This is a genomic window from Sulfurimonas sp., from assembly GCF_014859695.1.
Lineage (GTDB): Bacteria > Campylobacterota > Campylobacteria > Campylobacterales > Sulfurimonadaceae > Sulfurimonas.
The window spans coordinates 1-2,136 of sequence record NZ_JACUTS010000157.1; the positions used below are offsets into that span (position 1 = coordinate 1).

Below are 2,136 nucleotides of genomic sequence, written 5' to 3' on the forward strand. Positions count from 1 at the left end.
AGTGAAATAAGAATGTTGCTTTAAGTGGTCTTGACAAATGGGGACGTTATAATTAGACAATACCCACAATCAAAAGAGATGGCAGATAGGCTAGATGAGATGATTGTTAATTTGAAAAATGTTCTTGCACTTGTTTTGCCATAGCAACTCTTTCTTTAGACTCTTTTAGCCAAAGATTAAGTGTCTTTCTCTGTTCTGGTTTTATTGGAAGATTGTATTTCCTGTGGGCTTGGATGATAGCACCCATTTGTATTTCAACGGCAAAAATAAGATTTGATTGCATAAAAAATCCATATATTGTTGTCTCATGAGAAGCGATTTTATCTTCATATCCTGCCAAACAATTTTGTAACTCATTTGCCCATTCAAAAAGCTCAAAATTATTTTTTGGAAGGTTTACATTGTAAGCACCCATTTTTACTTGATGAGATAGTTGCAATGTTGAGTACTCAAAGTGATTTATTGGTTTATTTTTATATTTAATTGTAAGAGACAATTGAACAAATTGTCTGTGGATAGCATTTGGGGAGCATTTTACTTTTGAAGTATCATGGCTTAATAATTCTCTAATTCTTTTAAAAGTCAACAGAGTATCTCTTAAAATATATTGATGATTTGATGATTCTAGTTTCATAAAATAGTGTGTGACTTGCCTCTCAGTGTATCTTGATAGCATGAAATCTATAAATTTGAAAAGTAATTGTTCATCATCAAACACTTCAAAATTTAGCTTCAAAGCCAATAGAGAAACAATATGATTTATATTAGAAAACTTTGATGTCGCCATGTGGACAAAATTTGGATTAAATGTTTTATTATTTTTCAATTGGTAGGCATAGTTTTCAAATAGAGCAATTTTAACAGATTTGAATTGCTTATCGTTTAATAATTCTATAAGTGCTGTTTCGATTGTGTATTTACTCTTTGTGAGATGATGGGTGTGTGTCCATTTCATAAATTCAAAATTTTTAAGATTATAGTGGCTAAGGGTGAACTCAAACTGTTTCTCTCTTCTACTTGGAAGCGAGCTTAGTTTCATGTCGATATATGATTCAAATAGTCTTTTTTGGACTGAGAGTTTTTGAAGTTCTCTTTTTATTTTTCGCAGTGGCGAAGGTTCTAATTCTATGGGTTTTGAAGTATAGGGAGCCGTAAGTATTACCAAATCTTGTTTGATCACTTTTTTTTCAAGGAAGTTGACATTACTTGGGATTTTAATTATAGCAAGGGCTTCAACTTTATTGTTATGAAGTGCTACTTTTGTGTGAAGCTTGAAATTTAATTTGATGCGTTTATTGTAATATTGATCGAGTATAAATGAATCAAAATCTTTTTTTATATCCTCAACATCAAAAAATAAACTGTTATGACAACGGGGACATGAATACTCTTCACGGATAACATTACCAGCTATAATCTCATTAAAACCACATTTGCATGAATAGACCCTCGTAAAATTTGCAGATGCTATCTCATCATCTACAAATAGACTCATATGGTCATTTTGCTTTGTATTCAAAAGCCAAGATGGTGTGATATCTTCTCTCATAGTTCCATTGCTATATATTTATTTTCTTTATCAATATTTTAGCAAAAACTTCTTCATAGTGTTTGGCTTTATTGTTCAGACTGTACTTTATGTAAAAATTGGTACAGCCATTTTTCAATACCGTTGTAAACACTCCCTGTTTTGCCGTATTTGTCATACGAACACCTCCAAATAAAAGGTACAGTATAGGTACAGATTGAACTAAAATCAAGGTGCGTTTTGTCTATTCTTAAGCCATAGAAGTAGTATTTTAATATTGATGCATTATTAGATTTTATTATTTTACAAATGCGGATTTTTAGTACGATTTTAGTTGAAAGAAGTCTGAACTTACAGCCTGTAAAGTACCTATTTTTAGGAGTCTAAAAGAGTTTTGTAACCTTAGCGATGCGCCAATAGAAGATATAGAGAAACTAGAGCAGCTTCGCGCAATCTACCATCAAAAAAAGATAAGCATGGTTAAAGTAACAAGCACGGGCTTTGGTATAGATACCGAGGAGGATTTAAAAAGAGCGGTTGAGATATTTTTATAATTTTCAGTTCGTGCTATAATACTTTTTATGAAAACAAAAAATGAAATCATTACA

Annotated in this window: 2 protein-coding genes and 1 pseudogene; 1 reads left to right on the plus strand and 2 read right to left on the minus strand. The window is 31.4% G+C overall.

Translation table 11 applies throughout. The annotated features are described in order from the left end of the window. Nucleotides 1-106: 106 nt before the first annotated feature. Together IBX42_RS12200 and IBX42_RS12205 are read right to left on the minus strand one after the other, a co-directional pair. On the minus strand, nucleotides 107-1,549 hold the full coding sequence (locus tag IBX42_RS12200) for a PcfJ domain-containing protein (RefSeq protein WP_294933205.1): 1,443 nt from the start codon (nucleotides 1,547-1,549) through the stop codon (nucleotides 107-109). Nucleotides 1,550-1,559: 10 nt separating this feature from the next. Then, entirely contained in the window at nucleotides 1,560-1,706 is a 147-nt protein-coding gene (locus tag IBX42_RS12205; protein ID WP_294933206.1) for a hypothetical protein, read from the minus strand. A gap of 199 nt (nucleotides 1,707-1,905) precedes the next feature. Here IBX42_RS12205 and IBX42_RS12210 point away from each other — a divergent pair. Beyond that, nucleotides 1,906-2,082: pseudogene (locus IBX42_RS12210) on the plus strand (3-deoxy-manno-octulosonate cytidylyltransferase); the annotation flags it as partial. Between the last annotated feature and the right edge of the window lie 54 nt (nucleotides 2,083-2,136).

Coding starts and splice junctions, on each gene's coding strand:
- IBX42_RS12205 (WP_294933206.1), bottom strand. CDS start 1,706: ATGACAAATACGGCAAAACAGGGAGTGTTTACAACGGTATTGAAAAAT.
- IBX42_RS12200 (WP_294933205.1), bottom strand. CDS start 1,549: ATGAGAGAAGATATCACACCATCTTGGCTTTTGAATACAAAGCAAAAT.